Origin of the sequence: Kitasatospora sp. NPDC092286 (assembly GCF_044755565.1) — a bacterium.
GTDB lineage: Bacteria > Actinomycetota > Actinomycetes > Streptomycetales > Streptomycetaceae > Kitasatospora.
On the sequence record NZ_JBIVRD010000064.1, the window covers coordinates 1 to 15,995 of the forward strand.

The following is a 15,995-nucleotide window of genomic DNA, read 5'->3' on the forward strand; positions in this document are numbered from 1 at the left end:
CAGAATCGGTGACTCGGATCCCGGTAGCATGTCCACCTTCGACATTCGGTCGACACCGCTCTGCGGATTTCGACATGGAAATCGGGACCCTACAGGAAGGGGAAGTCGGACCGGCCGACTTCCCCTTCCGCGCGCTCGTTCCAGGCCGGGCTCAGCTGAGCCGCAGGGCGGTGTCGATCAGCGGGACGTGGCTGAACGCCTGCGGGAAGTTGCCGACCTGGCGCTTCTCGCGCGGGTCCCACTCCTCGGCGAGCAGGCCGAGGTCGTTGCGGATGGACAGCAGCTTGTCGAAGAGCTCGTGTGCCTCGTCGGCCCGCCCGATCATCGCCAGGGCGTCGGCCAGCCAGAACGAGCAGGCCAGGAAGGCGCCCTCGTCGCCGGGCAGGCCGTCCACGCCCCCGCTGGTGGGGTAGCGGAGCACGAAGCCGTCCGGGGTGGAGAGTTCGCGCTGGATCGCCTCGACGGTGCCGATGACGCGCTTGTCGTCCGGCGGGAGGAAGCCGACCTGGGGGATCAGCAGCAGCGAGGCGTCCAGCTCCCGCGAACCGTAGGACTGGGTGAAGGTGTTGCGCTCCGCGTCGTAGCCGTGGGTGCAGACGTCCTGGTGGATGGTGTCGCGCAGCGTGCGCCAGCGCTCCAACGGGCCCTCGTGGGGCGTCTGTTCCAGCAGCTTGATGGTGCGGTCGACGGCGACCCAGGCCATCACCTTGGAGTGGACGAAGTGGCGGCGCGGGCCGCGCACCTCCCAGATGCCCTCGTCCGGCTCGCGCCAGTGCTCCTCCAGCCAGGAGATCAGCCGGAGTTGCAGCAGGTGGGCATGGTCGTCGCGGGCCAGCCCGGTGCTGTGGGCGAGGTGCAGGGCCTCGACGACCTCGCCGTAGACGTCGAGCTGGAGCTGCCCGGCCGCGCCGTTGCCGACCCGGACGGGCCGGGAGCCCTCGTAGCCCGGCAGCCAGTCGAGCTCGGACTCGGCCAACTCCCTTTCCCCGGCGATGCCGTACATGATCTGCAGGTTCTCCGGGTCCCCGGCCACCGCGCGCAGCAGCCACTCGCGCCAGGCGCGGGCCTCGTCGCGGTAGCCGGTGCGCAGCAGTGAGGAGAGGGTGATGGTGGCGTCGCGCAGCCAGGTGTAGCGGTAGTCCCAGTTGCGGACGCCGCCGATGGACTCGGGCAGTGAGGTGGTGGGGGCGGCGACGATGCCACCGGTCGGGGCGTAGGTGAGGGCCTTGAGGGTGATCAGCGAGCGGATCACGGCCTCGCGGTAGGGGCCCTGGTAGGTGCACTGGCTGGCCCAGTCGCGCCAGAACTCCTCGGTGACGGCCAGCGCCTCCTCGGCGTCCGGGGCCTTCGGAGCCTCCAGGTGGGAGGCCTGCCAGGTGAGCGCGAAGGCGATCCGCTCACCGGCGGTGACGGTGAAGTCGGCGTAGGTGGTGAGGTCCTGGCCGTAGGTCTCGGCCTCGCCGTCCAGCCACACCGAGTCGGGCCCGGCGACGGCGACCGTACGGGTCTGGTCACCGTCCGAGACCTTGCGCACCCAGGGCACGATCCGGCCGTAGCTGAACCGCATCCGCAGCGCCGAGCGCATCCGGACGGCGCCGGCCACGCCCTCGACGATCCGGATCAGCTGCGGGGCGGTGCCGCGCGGCGGCATGAAGTCGACCACCCGGACGGTGCCTTCGGCGGTGTCCCACTCCTGCTCCAGCACCAGCGAGTCGCCCCGGTAGCGGCGCCGGCCGGCGGGCGGTGCGTCGGCCGACGGCGCGCCGGCCGGGCCGATCCGCCAGAAGCCGTGCTCGTCCGTCCCCAGGAGGCCGGCGAAGACGGCGGGGGAGTCGAAGCGGGGCAGGCAGAGCCAGTCGACCGAGCCGTCCCGGCCGACCAGGGCGGCGGTCTGCATGTCGCCGATCAGCGCGTAGTCCTCGATACGGGCGGCCACGTGGTTCTCCAGGATGGTTCAGGGGTCGGTCGGTACGGCGGACGGGCGGCCGGGTTCACTCCTTGAGCGAGCCCGAGTTGGCGCCGCGCACGAAGTAGCGCTGGAAGCAGAAGAAGAGGATCGCGACGGGGATGGTGGAGACCAGCGCCGCCGCCAGCTTGAGCGGGTACTGCGTCCCGGAGCCGAGCCCGCCGGAGACGAAGTGCGCCAGACCGGTGGTCAGGGTGTCGTGCTCGCTGGACTGGGTGGAGACCAGGAAGTGCGTGAACTCGTTCCACGAGCCCTGGAAGGAGAGCACGGTGAGCGTGATCAGCGAGGGGCGGGACATCGGCAGGACGACGGACCAGAAGACGCGCAGGACACCGGCGCCGTCGATGCGGGCGGCCTCCTCGATCTCGCGCGGCACCGACTCGAAGAACTGCTTCATGATGAAGATGCCCGCGGCGTCGACGAGCAGCGGCAGGATCATGCCGCTGTAGGTGTCGAACATGCCGAAGCTCTTCAGCACCAGGAACTTCGGGATCAGCAGCACGACGCCCGGGACGGCCATCACCGCGAGCACGAAGGCGAACAGCAGCCGGCGGCCGGGGAACCGGAGCCGGGCCAGGGCGTAGCCCGCCATCGAGTCGAACAGCACCCGCCCGGCCGTGACCAGGACGGCGATCACCGTGGAGTTGCCCAGCCAGGTCAGGAACGGGACGTTCGCGACGCCGTCCGCCAGGCCGAAGAGCCGCCGGTACGCGGCGAGCGTCCCGTCGCCCGGGAACAGCGACATCGGGTTGGCGGCCGCCTCCGGGTCGGTCTTGAAGCTGTTCGCCAGCTGGAGGAGGAACGGCAGCAGATAGAGCAGCGCGAACCCGGCCAGGGCCGTGTAGCCCAGGATCCGTACCGGCCTCGGGAAGCGGCCGAGGACCGGCCGCTCCTGTTCGGGCTTGTCAGCGTGTGGCACGGTCGGCTCCCTTCGGCTTCCGCTTCGGCTTGGCGTCCCGCTCGCGCAGGACCCAGCGCTGCAGGGCCGTGAGCAGCAGGATGATGGCGAGCAGGACGAACGCGATGGCGGCGCCCTGCCCGTAGTCGGCGTTGTCGAAGCCGGCCGAGTAGGACAGGTACGCGGGCGTCAGCGTGGTGTTGCCGGGGGCGCCCTTGCCCATCACATAGACCTGGTCGAAGACCTGCCAGGTGGAGATCAGCCCGAGGGTGAGGACCAGGAAGAGCACCGGCCGCAGCGCGGGCAGCGTGACGTGGCGCAGCAGCTGGCGCCGGTTGACGCCGTCCAGCGCGGCGGCCTCCTCCAGTTCGCGGGGGATGTTCTGCAGGGCCGCGAGGAAGATCAGCATGAAGGTGCCGGAGGTCGTCCAGACGGCCATCAGGATGAGGGTGCACATCGCCACCGACGGACCGGAGAACCACTCCGACCAGGAGAGGCCCAGCGGGCCGTGGCCCGCCGAACCCCCGCCCTGCGCGGGGCCGGAGACGCCGAACCAGCCGAGGACGACCCAGACGATGCCGCGTGGATCGGCGAACCAGTTCGGGCCCTTCACGCCCAGCCAGCCCAGCATCCGGTTGACGGCGCCGCTGCCCTGGAAGAGGAAGAGGAAGACCGTCGAGATCGCGATCGAGCTGGTGACCGAGGGGAAGTAGAAGACCGTCCGCAGCGCTCCCTTGCCGCGCAGCATCCGCTGGTTGACCATGATGGCGAGGAAGAGCGCCAGCACCGTCTGGAGCGGCACCGTGAGCACCACGTAGTACAGCGTGTTGCGCATCGAGGTGGCGAAGAGGGCGCGGTCCAGCCCGTCCTCGGTGAACAGGTTGCGGTAGTTCTGCAGTCCGACGAAGTCGGCCTGGCCGCTGAACGGGTTGGACTGGCCGTCCCAGTGCAGCAGGCTCACCCAGAGCGCCATCAGGATCGGCAGGACGAGGAACAGGCCGAGGACCAGGACCATGGGGCTGACGAACAGCCAGCCCCATGCTCCCTCACGCAGGCTTCGTCGGCCCGGCGTGCTGTTACTTGGCATTCTTCAGGGCCTGCTCGCCGTTGCGCTGGAGGCTGGCGAGGATGGTCGCCGGGTCGCCGGTCTTCAGCGACTGCAGATCGGTGTTGAACTGCGTGAGCACCTGGTTGAAGCCGGGGATGGTCACCGGCGCCTGGGAGTGGGCGACCCCGTCGACCCAGGCCTTGGACTGCGGGTACTTCTCGGCGTAGGTGGCCAGCGCGCTGGTGCGCGAGGGCATCACGCCGAAGGCGTCGGCGAAGTTCATCTGCTGGTTCGCCGAGGTCAGGTGCTTGACCAGGTCGACGCCGGCGGCCTGGTGCTGGCTCTTGGCGGCGATGCCCCAGCAGTTGCTGAACGCGAGGGTGCCCTGGCCCGCCGGGCCGGCGGGCAGCGGGAGCACCTTGTAGGAGAGGTCCGGGTAGTCGGCGGCCATCGCGCCCTTGAGCCAGTTGCCCTCGATGGTCATCGCGGCCTTGCCCTTGCCGAGCGCCTCGCCGCCCCAGCCGGCGTCCACCTCGGCCACGTACTTGGCCGAGCCGGCCTTCATCATGGACTGCACGTACTCCAGGGCCTGCTTGTTGGCCGGGCTGTCGGCGGTCATCGTGGTCTGCTCGGGGTTGGTGATCCAGCCGCCGGCCTGCTTCATCAGCGCGCCGAGCCGCTGGTAGTCCGGGGCGACGACCAGACCGGTCGTCCCGTCCTTGGTCAGCTTGGCGGCGTCGTCGGAGAGCTGCTGCCAGCTGGTGGGGTAGTCGGCCTCGGTCAGCCCGGCCTGCTGCCAGAGCGTGGTGTTGATCGCCAGCGCGAGGGTGGAGCTGTCCTTGGGCAGGCAGGTGAGCTTGCCGTCGTAGCTGAACGCCTTGCGCAGCTGCTCGGAGAAGTCCGAGGCGTCGGGGATCTGGTCCCCGTAGGCGTACAGCGAGCCGCCCTTGGCGTAGTTCGCGAACTGGTCGGAGTTGACGTAGAAGAGGTCCGGCGGGTTGCCGCCGGCGAACGCCTGGCCGAGCTGCTGGTTGATGTCGCTGGCGATCTGCACCGTGACGGTGTTGCCGGTCTGCTTGGCCCAGTCGGCGGTGGCGGCCTTGACCGCGGCGGTCTCGGCGTCGCCGGAGGTGGCTATCAGCACGTTCAGGCTCTGGCCTTCGCCGGAGGCCTGCGTGGCCGGTGAGTCGCTGAAGCCGCCGGAGGAGGAGCAGCCGGTGACGGCGCCGAGGGCGACGACCGCGCAGATGGCCGCGGCGAGGGTGCGAGTGGTGGCCATGCAGGTTCTCCTTGCGAGGGTGGGGGGTGCTTGGAGGGGGGATGGAGGGCGAAGCGGACCGGGCCGGGCGGTCAGACGCTGTCGCGGAGGACCAGCGTGGGAGCGAGCAGCACGTGCTCGGTCGGGCGCCGGGCGTCGCCGAGGCGTTCCAGGAGCAGCCGCATGCACTCGCGGCCCACCGCGTCGAGCGGCTGGGCGAGGCTGGACAGCGCGGGGAAGAGCGCCGGGGCGATGGGGGAGTCGTCGAAGCCGATGACGGCCGCGTCCGGGCCGGGCGTGCGGCCGCTGCGGCGGAGCGCCTGGTACCAGCCGACGGCGAGGGTGTCGCTCGCCGCCACCGCGGCGGTCGCACCGCCCGCGAGCAGCCGCTCGGCGGCCTCGGTGGCGCTCGCGGGGTCGTCCAGGCTCTCGACCCGGCGGCCCCGGACGGAGAGGCCCAGCTCGCGCATGGTGGTCTGCCAGCCGCGGGCACGGTCGTCACCGACGCCGGAGCCCTTCGGCCAGCCGAGGAAGCCGATCTTCTCGTGGCCCTGCCCGGCCAGTCGGCGGACGGACGCCGCGGTGCCGGCCGCACCGTCGACGTCGACCCAGTCGCCGACGTCCCGGCCGGACCAGGTACGGCCGAAGGCGACGAACGGGACGCCGCGGTCGTGCAGCCAGCCCTGACGCCGGTCGCCGCGATCGGTGCCGCTCAGGACGAATCCGTCGGCCCCGTGCTCGTCCAGTAGCCGCTGGTAGCAGCCCAGTTCGTCGTCCCCGGGGGTGGCGGCGAACAGCACCACCCGGTAGCCCGCCTGGTCGGCGGCCTCGGAGAGGGAGTGCAGGAACTGGTCGAGCACCGGGGTCGGGGCGCCCGCCAGGCTCGGCCGGATGCCGTAGCCGATGAGCTTGCTGGCCCTGGTCCGCAGCGCCTGGGCGGCCCGGTGCGGCCGGTAGCCGAGCTCGTCGATCGCGCGCTGGACCCGCTCCAGCGTCTGCGGGCGGAGCAGTTCGGGGGAGTTGATGGCGTTGGAGACCGTCTGACGGGCCACGCCCGCCCGGGCGGCGACCATCTCGAGCGTCACCGACGAGCCCGCCTTCGGCGCGGGGGAGGAGCTTGCAGGCATGGCGGTGGTCCCGGGGTTCGGTCTCGTTCGGCGAATTACTTGGAGCGTTCCAAGACGGTGTTCCATTAGCCCCACCAGGGGGTTAGTGTTTTGGAACGCTCCAATGACAGAAAGGTTGCGCCCGGATGGAAGCAACTGTCAAGCCCCAAAACGAGGATGCCGAGGCCATGTCAGAGATCAGCCTGCAGCCGTTTCTGCACGACGCCCAGCTCTCGGTGGCCGCCCCGAGCTTCTGCGCCTCGCGCTCGGACGGCCAGGTCGGCGGCGGCGCGGACGGCTTCTACCACGGCGACCGACGGTTCCTCTCGCGCCTGGAGATCGGCGTCCCGGGCGTTCCCAACGCACCCGTCGCCACCGCGCAGGGCGACGACGGACAGACCACCTTCGTCACCGTGCTGCGCGGCCTCGCCGAGCTGACCGCCGACCCGGCCGTCACCCTGGAACGCCGCCGCGAGCTCCGGCCCGGCCGCCTCACCGAGCGCTACACCGTCCGCAACGCGGGCGGCCTCACCGCCCGGCTCCGCCTCGACCTGCGCGCGGAGAGCGACTTCGCCGCCATGGACGAGGTCAAGGCCGGCCGCGACGTCCCCGCCACCGCGCCCGCCGCCCACCAGGACGGCCTCCGCTGGTCCGAAGGACCGCTCACCGCCACCCTCACCGTCTCACCGGCACCCGACCACCGCGCCACCGACACCGGTGTCCTGGGCTTCGACCTCGAACTCGCGCCCGGCGCCAGCTGGCAGGCCGTCCTGGAGTGCACCGCCGAACACCGCGACGGCGACCTCTTCCCCGCGCCCTCCGCCGGCGCCGCCCCGTGGAACACCCCCGAGGTGACCGGACGGGACCACCACCTCGCCCACTGGATCGACCGCTCCCACCGCGACCTGCGCGGACTCCTGCTCTCCGACCCGCTGCGGCCCGAGGACCACTTCCTCGGCGCCGGAGCACCCTGGTTCCTCACCCTGTTCGGCCGGGACTCCCTCTGGGCGGCCCGGATGATGCTCCCGTTCGGCACCGACCTCGCCGCCGGGACGCTGCGCACCCTGGCCCGCCGGCAGGGGCGGGCCGTCGACCCGGCGACCGAGGAGCAGCCCGGCAAGATCCTCCACGAGGTCCGCCGCGAGGAGCAGCACCTCGACGCCGGCTCCCAACTGCCGCCCTGCTACTACGGAACCGCCGACGCCACCCCGCTCTGGATCACCCTGCTGCACGACGCCTGGCGCTGGGGCCTGCCCGGGGACCAGGTCGAGGAACTGCTGCCGTACGCCGAATCCGCGCTGACCTGGCTGGAGCACCACGCCGACGCCGACGGCGACGGCTTCCTGGAGTACGTGGACACCTCCGGCACCGGCCTGTCCAACCAGGGCTGGAAGGACTCCTCCGACAGCATCCGCTTCCGCGACGGCCGGATCGCCGACGCGCCCATCGCACTCAGCGAGGTGCAGGGCTACGCCCACGAGGCCGCCGTCGCGGCGGCCGCGCTGCTGGACGCCTTCGGCCGGCCGGGCGCCGACCGCTGGCGGCAGTGGGCGGAGGACCTGCGGCTGCGCTTCCGCGCCCACTTCTGGGCCGAGGACGCCCACGGCCCGTACCCGGTCGTCGCCCTCGACCGGGACAAGCGGAAGGTCGACTCCATCGCCTCCAACATGGGGCACCTCCTCGGCACCGGCCTGCTCGACGAGGAGGAGAGCGCGCTGGTCGCCCGGCGGCTCACCGCCCCGGGCATGGACAGCGGCTTCGGCCTGCGCACCCTCGACGCCGACGCGGCCGGCTTCAACCCGCTCGGCTACCACACCGGTTCGGTCTGGCCGCACGACAGCGCCATCGCCGTCCACGGCCTGGCCCGCGCGGGCCTGCACGACGCCGCCGCGCCGCTGGCCGCCGGTCTGGTCCGCGCCGCGGCGGCCTTCGACCAGCGGCTCCCCGAGCTGTTCGCCGGCCACCCCCGCGGCCAGTACGCCCGACCGGTCCCGTACCCGGCGTCCTGCCGGCCCCAGGCCTGGGCCGCGGCCTCCTCCGTGCTGGTCCTCCAGGCACTGCTCGGCCTGGAGGCCGACGCGCCCAACCGGCGGCTGCGGGTCCGCTCCCACATCACGCCCGGGTACGAGGCACTGCGCGTGACCGGCCTGACGGTGGCGGGCCTGCCGATCGAGGTGTCGACCGACCACACCGGGGCGATCGACCTCCGCGCGCCGGAGGGATTCACGACCACGACCGGGCACTGACCCGCACCCGGGCCCCGGCGGCATGCCGTTCTCCCCGCACGCCCCCGTGCCGGACGAGCGGCAGGCCGCCGCGTCCTGGGTACCGAGGCGGTCGGCGACCCCGGCCAGGTCAGGCCGACCGGACCGCCCGCGACCGCCTGGTCTTCGGCCCCTGCCCGCGCACGGCGGCAGCGGTGTAGCACCGCCGGCCCGACTCCGTACCCGGCAAGGGCCGCTGGGCGTCAGCCCTGCGGGGTCCAGTAGCCGACGAGCCGCGCGCTGCCGGGCCCGAGGCTCTTCCAGGAGCCGCTGAACGCCAGGACGGCGACGGCGGCGGTGGGGAACTCCGACCGCTCCATGCGGGCGCGCAGGTCTCCCTCCGCCTCCCCGGCGAGGGTGTCGGCCAGCGCGTGCATCTCGGGATTGTGGCCGACCACGAGCAGGTCGTTCACCTCGTCGGAGGTCCCGTTCACGAGCGCGATCAGCCCGCCGAGCCCGCCCTCGTCGTGGCCGGGCGTGTAGAGCGCCTCCTCGTAGCCGGCCGCGGGCTTCTCCGGAAACTCCTGGGCCATCAACTCCCAGGTCTCCCTGGTGCGGACGGCGTCGGAGACACGCGCCAGACCGGGCGTGAGGCCGGACCCGGCGAGCCACCGCCCGGCGAGCGGCGCGTCCGTGCGGCCCTGGTCGTCCAGGTGGCGCTCGTGGTCGACCTGTGTCTCCCGCTCGGCCTGCGCATGACGGACCACAATGATCCTTCGAGTGGCGTCGGTGGTCATCGGCGATCTCCGTCCTCCCTCACGCGGCGCGCGATGGGATCGATTACGACACGTTCCGTCCACCAACGATACAAAGCCGCCCGGCGAGATGATCATTGGCCGGCGTCACTGATCGGGCATCACCACCGGTCGCACCATGGGGAGAAGCCCACCGCTCCACCGGCCCGGGACGCCGTCCCCGGGGCAGGACCTCATGAGCCCTCAGGGGTGGTACAGCTCCCCGATCCGCATGATCCGGCCGCGTGAGTCCAGCACCACGTCGTAGTCGCTGCCGTAGCAGCCGTACGGGGGCTCGGGTTCGCGGTCCGCGAGGCAGTCGTCGAGGTGGTCGACCAGCTCCGGCACCGGTACCGGCCTCGCCGGTTCGGCGTGTTCCAGATCGACCAGGGTGGCGGTCGCGGTGGCGGCGAAGGTGTAGCGGGCGGGGGAGCCGGTGGGCTCGTAGTAGCCGTCGTCGGGGATGTCCGGGCCGCAGACGAACCGGGTGGGGCGGGCGGTGAGCTGGTCGCGGGCCACGGTGACCACCTGGAGGACGCGGTGGCCGGGGCGTTCGGCGGCGGTGGTGCAGGCGGCGGCCGCGGGGGAGACCAGGGCGACGGCCGGACCGTCGGCACCGTCGCCGTCGTCGTCACCGTCGTCGAACTCGCCGGCGGCGGCCACCGTCGGGTCCTCGTCCACCGGGGTGCAGGCGGAGAGGCAGAGGGCGGCCGTACAGAGCAGCAGGGCGGCGAGCAGCAGACGGGGCGCGGTCATGACGCAAGTCTCCCTGGGGCGTGACCGGATTCGGCACCTCCGTACACGACGCCCGCCCCGGCCGCGGTTCCACGCGGGCCGCCCCCGACGGGTGTGCGGACCGGTCGGGGGCGGAGTGTCCGGACGGGCGTTACGCCGCGACGGGCCGTGCGGTGTCGTACGCCTCGCGGAGCCGGGACTGCGCCCCGGCGCCGGCGCCCAGGTGGTCCAGGCCCAGCAGCGCCGCGCCCAGGACGGGCGGAGCGACCACGACCCGTGGCTCGGCCAGCGGGGCGGCGGCGGCCAGCCGGGCCGTCAGGTTGTCGAGCAGCAGCGGCTGCCGGGAGGCGAGCACGCCGCCGCCCAGCACCAGCGGCGTGGGCGAGTCCAGCAGGTCGAGCCGCCGCAGCGCGACGACGGCCAGCCGGGTGATCTCGTCGGCCTGCCGGTCGATCAGCTCCAGCGCCACCGGGTCGCCCTCCTCGGCGACCGCGAACAGCACCCGGACGATCTCGTGCATCCGCGCCGACGGCAGGTGTCCGAGGTGGATGGCCTCGGCGACCGTGCCCGTGCTCGGCAGGCCGAAGTGCTCGGCGATGGCCCGGGCGAGCGCGGTCGGGCCGCCGCGGCCGTCCTCGGCGCGGACGGCGTGCCACATGCTGCTGACGGCGAGGCCGGCGCCGCCGCCCCAGTCGCCGGTGAGTTCGCCGAGGGCGGGGAAGCGGGCGGTGCGGCCGTCGGGGAGCAGGCCGACGCAGTTGATGCCGGCGCCGCAGACGACGGCGACGCCGCGCGGGCCGTCGGTGCCGGCCCGCAGCAGGCCGAAGGTGTCGTTGGCGACGGTGTTGCTGACGCCCCAGGGGTGCGACTCCAGGGCGGTGCGCAGCGCCTCCTCCTCCACCGGGAGGTCGGCGTTGGCGAGGCAGGCGCTGACGTGGGTGGTCAGGATGCCGTTCAGGGAGAGCCCGGCCGCGGCGGCCGCCTCCTCGACCAGCGGTGCGAGACCGGCCACGGCCGCCGCGCCGCCGGTCTTCTGCGGTGTGAAGCCGCCGCCCCGGGCGGAGCCGTGGACGGTGCCGTCGGCGCCGATCAGGGCGACGTCGGTCTTGGAGTTGCCCGCGTCGATGGCGAGAACGCCGGGCAGAAGTGGTTCGGGCTGGTGGGTCATCAGGTCCCCGCGGCTCGTACGTGGCCCGGCCGTTGTCCCCGGCCGGGGGTGGTCGGTCTCCTCGCGGCCCGGCCCGTGGCCCCGGTGGGGGCGCGGGCCGGGCACGCGGGCGCCTCAGGCCCAGGCGAGGTGCTCGCGGTTGTGCGCGAGCAGCCGGTCCGTCAGCTGGTCGGCGAGTTCGATCTGGCCGACCAGCGGGTGGGCGAGCAGGGCGTCGAAGACCCGGTCGCGACCGCCGCGCAGGGCGGCGTCGAGCGCGAGGTGCTCGTAGCAGGTCACGGCGGCGATCAGGCCGGCGTACAGCGGCTCGACGGCCCGCTGGGGCAGCGGGCGCACACCGGCCGCGTCCACCTCGGCCGGCACCTCGATGACGGCGTCGTCGGGCAGGAACGGCAGCACGCCGTCGTTGCGGGTGTTGACGACCTGGACGGAGGTCCGGCCGTCGGTGCCCAGCAGGGAGGCGATCAGCTGCACCGCGGCCTCGGAGTAGAACGCGCCGCCGCGCTTGCCCAGCAGCTCCGGCTTGGTGTCCAGGGCCGGGTCGGCGTACATTTCCAGCAGCTGCCGCTCGATCTCGGCGACCTCGGCCGCCCGCGAGCCCTTCTCCTTGAGCTCCTGGACCACCACGTCGTGCTGGTAGAAGTAGCGCAGGTAGTAGGACGGGACGACGCCGAGCCGTTCGATGACGGGCTGCGGCAGGTGCAGGTCGGCCGCGATCTCCTTGCCGTACGTGCCCAGCAGCTCGGGCAGCACCTCGCGCCCGGTGGACGCGCCCGGGGCGTCGAGCAGGGTGACGCCGCGCTCCCAGGTCAGGTGGTTGAGGCCGACGTGGTCCAGGCGGATCAGCTCGGGGTCGACGCCGAGGTGTCCGGCGAAGCGGCGCTGGAAGCCGATCGCCACGTTGCAGAGGCCGACGGCCTTGTGCCCGGCGTTCCGCAGGGCCCGGGTGACGATGCCGACGGGGTTGGTGAAGTCGACGATCCAGGCGTCGGGGTTGGTGCGGCGGACCTTCTCGGCGATGTCCAGCACCACCGGGACGGTGCGCAGCGCCTTCGCCAGGCCGCCGGCCCCGGTGGTCTCCTGGCCGACGCAGCCGCACTCCAGCGGCCAGGTCTCGTCCCGGTTGCGGGCGGCCTGTCCGCCGACCCGCAGCTGGAGCAGCACCGCGTCGGCGTCGGCGACACCGGCCTCGACGTCGGTGGTGGTCGTCACGACCGCGCCGTGGCCCTGCTTGGCGAAGATCCGCCGGGCCAGCCCGCCGATCAGCTCCAGGCGGTCGGCGGCCGGGTCGATCAGGACGAGTTCGCCGATCGGCAGGGTGTCGCGCAACCGGGCGAAGCCGTCGATCAGCTCCGGGGTGTACGTCGATCCGCCGCCTACGATGGCCAGCTTGAGTGCGGACATCAGCCCTTGACCCCTGTCAGTGTCACGCCTTCGATGAAGGCCTTCTGTGCGAAGAAGAAGAGGATGATCACCGGTGCCATCACCAGCAGGGTGGCGGCCATGGTGAGGTTCCAGTTGGTGTGGTGGGCGCTCTTGAAGGACTCCAGCCCGTAGGAGAGCGTCCAGGCGCTGGGCTTGTTGCTGGCGTAGATCTGCGGGCCGAAGTAGTCGTTCCAGGCGTAGAAGAACTGGAACAGCGCCACGGCGGCGATGGCCGGCTTGGCCATCGGCAGCACGACCTTGAGCAGGGTGCGCAGGTCGCCGCAGCCGTCGATCCGGGCCGCCTCGATGTACTCCTTGGGGATGGTCAGCAGGAACTGGCGCAGCAGGAAGATCGAGAAGGCGTCGCCGAAGGCCATCGGGATGATCAGCGGCCAGAGGGTGCCGGTGAGGTGCATCTGCTTCGACCAGAACAGGTACATCGGGATGATGGTGACCTGCGGCGGCAGCATCATCATCGAGATGACGGCCATCAGGGCCAGATTGCGGCCCCTGAAACGGAACTTGGCGAGCGCGTACGCCACCGGGAGGCTGGAGACGATGGTCAGGACGGTGCCGAGACCGGCGTACAGCAGGGTGTTGCGCCACCAGGTGAGGAAGCCGGGGGTCTCCCATACCGTGCGGTAGTTGCCCCACTCCCAGGAGGTGGGCCAGTAGTTGGTGGTGAGCGCCTGACTGTCCGTCATCACCGAGGTGAGAAAGGCGAAGACGAACGGCAGCAGGAAGAACAGCGTGGCGGCGATGGCCAGCGAGTGGACGGCGACCCAGTTGAGCGCCGCGCGGCGGCGGGCGGCCCGGGCGGCGGCGCCGCGCGGGCCTGAGGTGCCCGAAGTGCCGGACGGTGTACGGGGCTTGGTGAGCGTGGTGCTGAGAGTCATGGTGGGGTCCTCACTGGTCCGCTAGTCGTCGCTCGCCATGAAGCCGGACTTGCGGCGCAGCAGGAGCGAGGTGACGGCCATCGCGATGGCGAACAGCACGAGGGCGACCGCGCAGGCCGCGCCGTTGTTGAAGCGCTGGAAGCCGAGGTTGTAGACCATCTGCGGCAGGGTCCAGGTGGAGCCCTGCGGGAAGCCGGGCTCGAACTGCTGCCCGGAGTTGCCCGCGATGCCGCCGGCGACCTTCCCCGCGACGATCGCCTGGGTGTAGTACTGCATGCTCTGGATGACGCCGGTGACCACCGAGAACATGATGATCGGCGAGATGTTCGGCAGCGTGACGTAGCGGAAGCGCTGGAACGGTCCGGCGCCGTCGAGTTCGGCCGCCTCGTACTGCTCCCTGGGGACGTCCAGCAGGGACGCCATGAAGATGACCATCAGGTCGCCGATGCCCCACATGGCGAGCATGGTGAGCGCGGGCTTCGACCAGTCGGGGTCGGCGAACCAGCCGGGCTGCGGCAGCCCCAGTTCGCCGAGGAAGTGGTTGACCGGGCCGGTGCCGGGGTTGAGCAGGAAGGCGAAGGCCACCGTGGCGGCCACCGGCGGGGCCAGGTACGGCAGGTAGAACGCGGTGCGGAAGAAGCCGGCGCCGGTCTTCACCTTGGTGATGAGCAGCCCGATGCCGAGGCCGAACACCACCCGCAGGGAGACCATGATGACGACGAGCCAGAGGGTGTTGCGCAGGCCCTGCCAGAAGAACGGGTAGTCGTTGAAGACGTAGTCCCAGTTCTTCAGGCCGTTGAAGGTGGGGGCCCCGAAACCGTTGTACTTCATGAAGGAGAAGTAGACGGTGGAGATCAGCGGGTACAGGAAGAAGACGCAGAAGCCGATCAGCCAGGGGGAGAGGAAGGCGAGGGTGCGGGCCGCCTCCCGGCGGCGCTTCCGGCGCAGCAGGTGCTGCGAGGAGAGCGCCGCCGGGTCGGTCGGTCCGGTGCCCTTGCGGGTGCCGAACGCGAGTGACATGGGAGCTCCGTCCGGCCCTTACTTGGCCTGGGCGATGGCGGCGTCGATCTCCTTGGCGGTGGCGGTGAGGCCGGCCTGGAGGTCGCTCTGCTTGCCGGACTCGTACGCGTAGCCGAGGTTCTGCAGCGACACGATGTAGCCGCCGCCGTTGACGCTCGCCGGGGTGGTGCCCGAGTGCGCGTTCTTGGCGATGTCGAGGAAGGTCTTGAAGTTGGCGTCGCTGATCAGCTTCGGCGAGTCGAGCGCGGCGAAGGTGCTCGGCACGTTGTGGATCGCGTTGGCGAAGCTGACCACCGCGTCGGTGTCGGTGGTCAGGTACTTGACGAGCTCCCAGGCGGCGGCCTGCTTCTTGCTGCTGCTGGCGATGCCGACGATGGTGCCGGTCTGGTAGCCGCGGCCCCAGCTGTCGGCCTGGTCGTCCGGCACCGGGAACGGCGCGGTGGCCCACTCGAAGTCCGGCTTGTCGGCGGCCAGCGAGGCGGTGCGCCACTCGCCGTCCAGGGCCATCGCGACCTGGCCGGTGTGGAAGGGGTTCTTGGCGCTGAACTCCTCGCCGAAGGTGGAGCGGTACTTCTCCAGCTTGTCGAAGCCGCCGAGCTTGTCGACCAGGCCCTTCTGCCAGTTGAGCATCGTGGCGACCTTCGGGTCGGTGGCGATGCTGGACTTGCCGTCGGTGCCGAAGTACGTCGGGCCGTACTGGCCGAGGAAGTGCTCGACGGTGGTCTCGTAGCCGTGGTAGGTCGGCATGAAGCCGAGCTGCTTGAAGCCGTCGCCGTCGGCGATGGTCAGCCTGACGGCGGCGTCGGCGAACTCGCTGAAGGTCTTCGGCGGCGTGGTGATGCCGGCCTTGGTGAACGCGGCCTTGTTGTAGTACAGGCCGAAGGCGTCACCGAGCAGCGGCAGGGAGCACTGGTTGCCCTGGAACTGCGTGTAGTTGAGCATCGCGGCCGGGAAGGTCTTCGCGGTGTCGATCTTGTCCTTGTCGAGGAAGGGCTTCAGGTCGGCGAAGGCCTTCGTCGAGCAGAACATGCCGACGTTGTTGGTGGTGAAGGAGGAGACCACGTCCGGGGCCTCGTCACCGCCGGCCCGCAGGGCCTGGTTGACCTTGTCGTCGGCGATGTTGGGGACGGCCTTGACGTGGATGTTCGGGTGGGCCTTCTCGAAGGCGGCGATGTTGTCGTTGATCGCCTTCACCTCGGAGTCCTGGCTCCAGCCGTGCCAGAAGGTGATGGTGACGTCCTTGCCGCTGGCGGAGTCGTCGTTGCCGCCGTCGTCGTTGCTGCCGGTGCAGGCGGTGGCGAGCAGGGCCAGCACGGCGCTGCCGGCGACGGCGGCGAACGTACGGCGTCCTCTGCGGGAGGTGGTGTGCACTTCGAGGTCCTCCTGGGGGTGCGCGGGCAGGCGTCATTGCCTCGGGTCCCGCGTTCGGGGGTTGGGGGAGAGGTTTCAGGTGCAGTGCTGGTGGTGGTGCGAGGCG

At 71.6% G+C, this 15,995-nt stretch carries 13 protein-coding genes; 1 reads left to right on the forward strand and 12 read right to left on the reverse strand.

The genetic code is table 11. From position 1 onward, the window contains the following. Positions 1-151: 151 nt before the first annotated feature. The 5 genes from ACIQIB_RS37090 to ACIQIB_RS37110 form a co-directional block, all read right to left on the reverse strand. Complete coding sequence (locus ACIQIB_RS37090; RefSeq protein WP_400763504.1) at positions 152-1,936, reverse strand: glycoside hydrolase family 15 protein; 1,785 nt, start codon at positions 1,934-1,936, stop codon at positions 152-154. 55 nt (positions 1,937-1,991) lie between these two features. Continuing rightward, a complete protein-coding gene (locus ACIQIB_RS37095; RefSeq protein WP_400655938.1) occupies positions 1,992-2,885 on the reverse strand; it encodes a carbohydrate ABC transporter permease in 894 nt (297 codons plus the stop codon). Next, positions 2,872-3,951 (reverse strand): carbohydrate ABC transporter permease, encoded by a 1,080-nt coding sequence (locus tag ACIQIB_RS37100; RefSeq protein ID WP_400763506.1) that lies wholly within the window; start codon positions 3,949-3,951, stop codon positions 2,872-2,874. The genes ACIQIB_RS37095 and ACIQIB_RS37100 overlap by 14 nt, the downstream gene beginning before the upstream one ends. Then, complete coding sequence (locus ACIQIB_RS37105; RefSeq protein ID WP_400763508.1) at positions 3,941-5,191, reverse strand: extracellular solute-binding protein; 1,251 nt, start codon at positions 5,189-5,191, stop codon at positions 3,941-3,943. Before ACIQIB_RS37105 ends, ACIQIB_RS37100 begins: the two co-directional genes overlap by 11 nt. Positions 5,192-5,262: 71 nt before the next feature. Then, entirely contained in the window at positions 5,263-6,255 is a 993-nt protein-coding gene (locus ACIQIB_RS37110) for a substrate-binding domain-containing protein (RefSeq protein ID WP_363613263.1), read from the reverse strand. Between the two features lie 209 nt (positions 6,256-6,464). Here ACIQIB_RS37110 and ACIQIB_RS37115 point away from each other — a divergent pair, with 209 nt between their 5' ends. Beyond that, complete coding sequence (locus tag ACIQIB_RS37115) at positions 6,465-8,522, forward strand: glycogen debranching N-terminal domain-containing protein (RefSeq protein ID WP_400763510.1); 2,058 nt, start codon at positions 6,465-6,467, stop codon at positions 8,520-8,522. Positions 8,523-8,743: 221 nt separating this feature from the next. Here ACIQIB_RS37115 and ACIQIB_RS37120 read toward each other — a convergent pair whose 3' ends face one another. The 7 genes from ACIQIB_RS37120 to ACIQIB_RS37150 form a co-directional block, all read right to left on the reverse strand. Beyond that, positions 8,744-9,277, reverse strand: a complete 534-nt coding sequence (locus ACIQIB_RS37120) for a SixA phosphatase family protein (protein ID WP_400763511.1) — start codon at positions 9,275-9,277, stop codon at positions 8,744-8,746. Positions 9,278-9,478: 201 nt separating this feature from the next. After that, complete coding sequence (locus tag ACIQIB_RS37125; protein WP_363613257.1) at positions 9,479-10,030, reverse strand: hypothetical protein; 552 nt, start codon at positions 10,028-10,030, stop codon at positions 9,479-9,481. Positions 10,031-10,160: 130 nt separating this feature from the next. After that, the gene (locus ACIQIB_RS37130) at positions 10,161-11,177 is read right to left on the reverse strand and encodes a BadF/BadG/BcrA/BcrD ATPase family protein (RefSeq protein ID WP_363613255.1); all 1,017 of its coding nucleotides are present in this window, start codon (positions 11,175-11,177) and stop codon (positions 10,161-10,163) included. Positions 11,178-11,291: 114 nt separating this feature from the next. Then, positions 11,292-12,581 (reverse strand): 6-phospho-beta-glucosidase, encoded by a 1,290-nt coding sequence (locus ACIQIB_RS37135; protein ID WP_363613253.1) that lies wholly within the window; start codon positions 12,579-12,581, stop codon positions 11,292-11,294. Beyond that, positions 12,581-13,498 (reverse strand): carbohydrate ABC transporter permease, encoded by a 918-nt coding sequence (locus ACIQIB_RS37140; protein ID WP_363613251.1) that lies wholly within the window; start codon positions 13,496-13,498, stop codon positions 12,581-12,583. Before ACIQIB_RS37140 ends, ACIQIB_RS37135 begins: the two co-directional genes overlap by 1 nt. A gap of 21 nt (positions 13,499-13,519) precedes the next feature. Continuing rightward, positions 13,520-14,518: a carbohydrate ABC transporter permease gene (locus tag ACIQIB_RS37145; protein WP_400763515.1), complete on the reverse strand. Its 999-nt coding sequence runs from the start codon at positions 14,516-14,518 to the stop codon at positions 13,520-13,522. Positions 14,519-14,536: 18 nt separating this feature from the next. Continuing rightward, positions 14,537-15,889 (reverse strand): ABC transporter substrate-binding protein, encoded by a 1,353-nt coding sequence (locus ACIQIB_RS37150; protein ID WP_363613247.1) that lies wholly within the window; start codon positions 15,887-15,889, stop codon positions 14,537-14,539. Positions 15,890-15,995 lie beyond the last annotated feature (106 nt).